Source organism: Candidatus Syntrophosphaera sp. (genome assembly GCA_019429425.1).
GTDB lineage: Bacteria > Cloacimonadota > Cloacimonadia > Cloacimonadales > Cloacimonadaceae > Syntrophosphaera.
The window spans coordinates 1-6,786 of record JAHYIU010000106.1 but is presented as its reverse complement, the minus strand read 5'-3'; the positions used below and the strand labels follow the sequence as shown (position 1 = coordinate 6,786).

The following is a 6,786-nucleotide window of genomic DNA, read 5'->3' as shown; positions in this document are numbered from 1 at the left end:
AAACCCATTCAGACAGGGTGCATATTTGCTCGGAAGACGATTGCGGCGCGGGATTCTGGTCCCATGCCCAGATCCCGGACACGGACGGCCTGCTCACCAACCTTCCGGGCCAGTATCTGTTGATCCGGACCGCGGACTGCACCCCCGTGCTCTTACTGGATAAGGGTTGCAGGGCGGTCGGGGCCGTGCATAGCGGACGGGAGGGCACCCGCAAAAACATCGTGGGCAAGGCCGCGCGGCTGATGCAGTCCCGGTACGGCATCCAGGCAGATGACATCATTGCCCATGTTGGCGCTGGGATCTGCCACCGGCATTACCAGGTCGATGAGAAGACCTGGCACTCTTACAACAGCAGCATGCGGGAGCAGGGATTTTATCCCAATCTGGATCTGCACAGGCACATAGACATCCGGCGGGGTATCTTCCAGCAGCTGATCGCGGCTGGAATTCCCTTCAAAAACATTGACCAAGAGTGCGTTTGCACCTATGAATCGCCAGAACATTTTTCCTGGCGCAGAGACTGCACCAACAACCGACAAATCAACCTCATTGGGATGGAACATGAGTAAGATTCTCACCAATCCGGCCGGCAACATCAAGCTGGAACTCCGTGACGACAGGCTTTCCGCCTGGCTGACGATACTCGATAAGGGCATACTTACAGATGAGCAGGATATCCTCGACCTGATCGAACAGGCGGGGATCAAGTACGGCTTTGAAGAAGCCCTCAAATACATGCGCAAGCACGGCATGGAAAAGGAATATGACACTCCCTTCCCGGTCGCCATGTGCAACCGTGTGCAGGGAGAATCGAAGCTCAACTACTTTTTTGATCTGGAGCAGGCCAAGCACTTCGATGGGAAGGTCAGCCTGGACGAGCTCAAAGAGCTGACCTGCATCGAACCGGGAACGGTCCTGGCGGATTACAGCGGCAATATTTTCGAGCGGCAGGGTTCGATCTATGATATCTACGGGGAAATGCTGCAGGACGAGAATTTCGATCCGGACGCCATCGGTCAGATCAGAGGGGAAAATGTCAAGTTTGACCAGATGAAACGGCAGTTCGTGGCCGAGCGGTCCGGCTTTCCCAGCGTTGACGAAGCCGGCAGGATCTCCGTCATAGACAGGGTGACCCTGACGGGTGATTTTGTCAATCTGACTGAGGGCATCCGTTCACCAGTGTCGCTACAGATCAATGGAAATGTGGAACTTGTGAGCATAACCGCCGCGGGGGACGTGTTCATCGACGGCAATCTCCGCAATTCCGCGGTCTATTGCGAAGGCGACCTGCAGGTTGACGGCGACGTCCTGGCCTGTGGCCAGCCCGGGCTCGAGGTTTGGGGAAACATACGCTGTTCCACGCTTTTGAGCTCCAAGGTCCTCTGCCGGGGCAGGATCGAATTTGAGCGGAGTTTCCTGCAATGCGAGACTGTGGCGGATGGCGGGATCTTTTCCAGGGAGGGCGCTCTGAGCGGCGGCCACATAGAAAGCGGCGGCGATGTCACGCTCGGCAGGCTGGGCGATCCGGTCGGGATCACAACTGAGATCGAGATCACCATCAGTCCCTTCCATAAAGCAGTGCTGATGCGCCTGACCCGGGAAATGATCCGCCTGAAACAGGATCTGAGCGGCAACGCGGCGGCAATTATGGACCTGAGCGAAAGGATCAAGGCCTGCGAAGCCGAGCTCGACCGGGAGTTGAACAACTATCTGAAGCGCCCCACAGAGGAGAAACTCAGGCTGCTGGTGCACCATGCGGTATTTCCTCCGGTGCGGGTCAGAATATTGAAGCACGAATACGAGATCAACAAGAACCAGAACCACTTGGAAATTGTGGAAAAGGAATAAGGACTTATGACCAGATCGATATTATTGGCTTTCATCCTGCTCGCCTTTGCGGCGGCAGGTTTTGCCCTGTATCCCGAATTTGCCTCTGACCCAGCCATCTCGCCGGATGGGACGCAGGTTTGTTTTGTCTACGACGGAGACCTTTGGCTGGTGCCCTTTTCCGGGGGCGAGGCCAAACGGCTGACTGCCACCCAGGCCGGAGAATGGGGTCCGATCTGGTCTCCGGACGGCAAATGGATTGCTTTCAACGCCAATCGCGAAGGCAGCGTCTATCCCTATCTGATGCCTTCAGAAGGCGGCCCCGCCAGGCCCATAATCGCGGAAACCTATTACGTTTCCGATTGGTTCTCGGACGGAGCCAACCTGCTCTGCACCCGCTACAATCAAACCCATGGGAACTCTTTCTACAAGGTTCCTTTGGATGGATCCCGGCCTCTTCTGCTGGCTGAGATCGGAGACCGCTATGCCTCGCTTTCCCGCGACAACCGCAGCATCGTCTTTAACCGGCGGGGCAATCCCCACAGGGAAGCGTACCGAGGCAGCGTGGCCGGGGAACTCTGGCAGATCGACATCGCCACCCGCAAGTACAAGCAGCTTACATTCACGGATTTCACAGAGCGTTACCCACGCTTTTCCCATGCCAGCAATGCCCTGTATTATTGTGCCTCGGATGGCGATCGCTTCCAGATCTACCGTGCGGAAAACCTGGATTTCTCCAATCCTGTCCAACTGACAGACCTTCCGCTGTGGTCGGCCCGGGACATTTCCCTGGCCCGTGCCAACGATCGCCTCGTGTTCGAGCATTTCAACGAAATCTGGAAATACGATCCGGACCTGAACCAGTCTTTCAAGCTGCAGATCAGCATCAACCAAGACATCTGGCAGCAGGAACGGCGGCAGGAAAAGATGAAGGACGATTTCCACGCCTTTGCGGTCTCGGCGGACGAGCTTCTGGTGGCCTTGCGCTACAAATACGACACTTTCTTCATGCCCCGCAAGGGCGGAGAGGTCCGGCAATTCACGGATTGGCACGCAGCGGTGGGAAACATGGAATTCCTGGAAGACGGACGCACCCTGCTCCTGCAGATGCTGGAAGACGGGAAAAGAAAGCTGTATCGGGCCAGTTGTGACAGCACGATGGCCGTGGCGCCTTTGGACTGGTTTGGCCGGGCCGATCTGGATGTGGAGAACATGTACAAGGATCCCTCCGGCAAATGGGTCATCTATTACGGCGACAATCGCCTCAGCAGCCGGATCGCCATCGGGGACAAGAACTTGCAAAACATCCGGCCGCTGGATGTGAGCCGGCCCGTGGTGACCAACTTTGCCATCAATGCTTCCGGCGATTACGCGGTCTACGCCACCACCCGCGAGGATGTCTGGATGCGCGAGCTCTGGCTCTATGACTTTGCCAAAAACGAGCACACCAAGTTGGTCAACGAAGACGCCTGGATCCATTCCCTGGCCTGGACTCCGGACAACAGGTCCATCCTGATGTCGCGTTCGGGAGGGATTTATCGTCTGGACCTGGTGCCCCGCGACGAGTTTGAATTCGAGAAAGACCACTGGGCGGAAATATTTTCCCCTCAACCGGAGGAGGAAGAAGACAACGACGCACGCGTGATCGACAGCGATTACGTGATGGAGATCGACTCCTCTGATTCCGAGGAAAAGGAAGAGCCCAAAAAGAAGCCCAAACCGGAGCCGGTCCGGGAACTGCGCATAGTTTGGGAGGACCTGGACAAAAGGCTGTTCCCGGTCCTGACCGATTCCGGGTTTTCGCTCACGCTGCAAAAGGTCATCGACGACAGCACTTTCTACTACACCGCGCGCAACACTTCCTCCGGAACCCCGACAGAGCTGAAGAAAGCCAATATCTATGGCCAGAACGCGAAGAAGGAATTCGAGCTCGGCCAGGACGTCGGCACCTGGCGCTGGGTGGGGGAGACCCTCCATTACCTCAAAGGCGGCGTGATCAACTATTACAACACCCAAAAGCGCTCCAAGGGCGAGGTGAAAGCGGAATTTGACTATAGCTATGACAGCCGGCTGCTCAACACCCGCGTCTTTGAACAGGTCTGGGGCGTTTTTGGCCTCAATTTCTACGATCCGGACATGCATGGGAAGAACTGGCAGGAGTTGTACCGGCTCTATCATCCCTACGCCGAGAATACCCGCTCGATCGATGACATAGCCACCATTGTGAATGAGATGATCGGAGACGTGAACGCCTCCCACACCGGTTTCTATCCTCGCCGGGAGGGGAGTGGCCCCAATCGGCAGTTGGCGTATCTGGGCCTCGAGTTCGATCAAAGCATCCGGCTCAGGGAAGGGATCCGTGTTGGCCTGGTCTATCCAACCTCACGCCTGGCCTCATTCTACAATCTGCAGGCGGGCGACATCATCACCCACATCGACGGAGTGGCCATCACGGCCAAAACCCCCGTGGATTCACTGCTCTTGGATAAAGTTGGCAAACGGATCAAACTCCAGTACAGCAGTGACGGAGCCTCGAAGGAAGCTGTTGTGACCGGCCTCAATTATTCTGAGAACCGCCGGCTGTATTACACCCACAAGGTCAGCACCAGCGGCAAAACCGTTGCTGAACAGACTGACGGCCGCATTGGCTATGTGCACATCCCCGCCATGGGCAGCCGCGACTATGACAATTTCTACCGCGACGTCTTTCGCGACAACGCGGACAAGGAAGCCCTGATCATCGACGTCCGCGGCAATTCCGGCGGACACATCCACGACCAGATCATCACCCTGCTCAGCAGGCAATCCTATGCCTGGTCCACTTCCCGCCGCTACAGTGGGGAGAAGAATCCCGAACCGCGGCGGGCCTGGACCCGTCCCACCATCGTGCTGGTGGACGAAAACTCCTTCTCCGACGGCGAGATCTTTCCCACGGTCTATCAGGAACTGAAGCTGGGCAAGGTGGTGGGCATGCCTTCCAGTGGCTCGGTGATCGGCACCTGGCAATACGACCTTCTGGATGGTTCCTCCATGCGCCTGCCCGGATCGGGCTGGTACAGAATGGACGGCAGCAACATGGAGGGCAATGGCGTTGTCCCGGATATCCTTGTGGAGATCAGTCCTGAGGACCAGATCGCCGGCCGGGACACCCAGCTCCTGCGTGCCATTCAGGAGATCCAGAAGGAGCTCCCATGAGCCTCATCCGGCTGTTCCCCCAAGGGCAAAACCATGCCTGATAAAGACCTGCACAACTTGATCCTGCGCGCCGAAGCGCTGATGAAGAGCAATTGGATCCACGCCGTGCAGATCCTGGAAAAGGCCGTCGAGGACCATCCCGACGATCCCAGGCCGCTGATCTCGTTGGGCGATTTCTACCAGAAGCGCCTGCAGTACAAGAAGGCCATCAAATGCTTCCAATCCGCCCTCAAGATCACTCCCGGCGACAACCATCTCAAGTTGATCATCGGCAACACCTATTTTGCCGAGGGTGAATACCAACTGGCCATCGTCTATTACGACCAGATCGCGGACCCGAATCCCGACGTCAGCTACTACAAGGCCCTGGCTCTGGCCTATATGGGCCGGCATCTGGAAAGTATCGCCATCATGCGCCAGCTATTGGACATGATCGACAACAATCCCTTCATCTATTTCCTGCTCATCGAGCAGCTTCTGCGCGTGGAGGATTATCAATCCGCCAGCCAGTACATCTCCAAAGCGGAGGCCAAGATCGGCCAGCACAGGCATCTGCAGCTTCTCAAGGCCCTGAACTTCGCCCACTTCCAAAACTGGCTGCTGGCCTACAACGCGTTCCATACTTTTGAGAGCAGCGGCGACCTCCACCAGACCGAGCATATGCTGGTCTACGCGGATTGTGCGGTCAAGTGCGGGATGCCGGACCGGGCGATCGTGATCCTGGAAAAGGGAATCGAGCACAACCCCTATGGAATGGGGCTTTATGAGGAACTGATCCGCCTGTTGATACAGAGGAATGACAGGGTCCGGGCGAAAAAATACCTCAGACAGGCCAGGCGATATTTTCCGCTGCTCAGCCCCCTGCTGCAGCTCATGCAGGCGCGCCTGGGCCAGCCGCAGGACTGATATCATGCCAGTTTTCCGCCTCTCCAATCCGCTCAAATATTACACCTGGGGTTCGCTGGAGTTCATACCCCGCTTCCTGGACCAAGTCCCCGCCACGGGCAAACCGGTGGCGGAAATGTGGATGGGCGCCCATCCTCTGGGATCATCCCAGATCTGGGTGCAGGATACCCAGATCTCGCTGCGGGATTACGTCCAGCTCCATTCCAACCAGGCCCTGGGCCGGGCCGCGAAGCTGTCTGATTCCGGATTTCCCTTTCTGCTCAAGGTCCTGGCTGCCGCCAAACCGCTTTCCATCCAGGCCCATCCTTCCTTGGAACAGGCCAGGGAGGGCTTTGAGCGCGAAAACCAGCTTGGCGTGCTGCCCAATTCACACCTCCGCAACTACAAGGATCCCAACCACAAGCCGGAGCTGATCTGCGCGCTCACTCCTTTCAAAGCACTCTGCGGGTTCAGAAGTTACTCAGAGACAGTGGGTAACTTTCGCCGTCTGGGCTTGGACCGCTGGTTCAACAGTTTCGCGGACTTGGCAGCAAATCTCGACCAGAGCAGTTTCCGCAGCTTTTTCCGGGAATTGATGGCAACATCCGGGGAGCGGAAGCAAGCGGTGCTCGACAGGCTGAGTTCCTCGCTGGAAGAGGATAATGGGCTCGACGAAGCGCTCCGGAAGGCGATATTGGCTCTGCGCGGAGCTTATCCTGAGGATATCGGCATTCTGTCCCCGCTATACCTGAACCTGTTCCACCTTAGGCCCGGCGAAGCCCTCTATCTGGTGGCGGGGGTCCTGCATTCCTATCTGGAAGGCGCGGGGATCGAGATCATGGCCAGTTCGGACAATGTCCTGCGCGGGGGCCTGACCTC

The 6,786-nt window shown here is 57.2% G+C and carries 5 protein-coding genes; all 5 read left to right on the top strand.

The features are described 5' to 3' along the window. On the top strand, positions 1-569 hold a 569-nt coding region (locus K0B87_09015; GenBank protein MBW6514876.1), incomplete at its 5' end, for a polyphenol oxidase family protein. Further along, complete coding sequence (locus K0B87_09010; protein ID MBW6514875.1) at positions 562-1,848, top strand: FapA family protein; 1,287 nt, start codon at positions 562-564, stop codon at positions 1,846-1,848. The genes K0B87_09015 and K0B87_09010, both read left to right, overlap by 8 nt. Before the next feature lie 6 nt (positions 1,849-1,854). After that, a complete protein-coding gene (locus K0B87_09005) occupies positions 1,855-5,022 on the top strand; it encodes a DPP IV N-terminal domain-containing protein (GenBank protein MBW6514874.1) in 3,168 nt (1,055 codons plus the stop codon). A gap of 33 nt (positions 5,023-5,055) precedes the next feature. Further along, on the top strand, positions 5,056-5,928 hold the full coding sequence (locus tag K0B87_09000; GenBank protein MBW6514873.1) for a tetratricopeptide repeat protein: 873 nt from the start codon (positions 5,056-5,058) through the stop codon (positions 5,926-5,928). Between the two features lie 4 nt (positions 5,929-5,932). Next, a partial coding sequence (gene manA / locus K0B87_08995) for a mannose-6-phosphate isomerase, class I (GenBank protein ID MBW6514872.1) occupies positions 5,933-6,786 on the top strand: 854 nt, incomplete at its 3' end.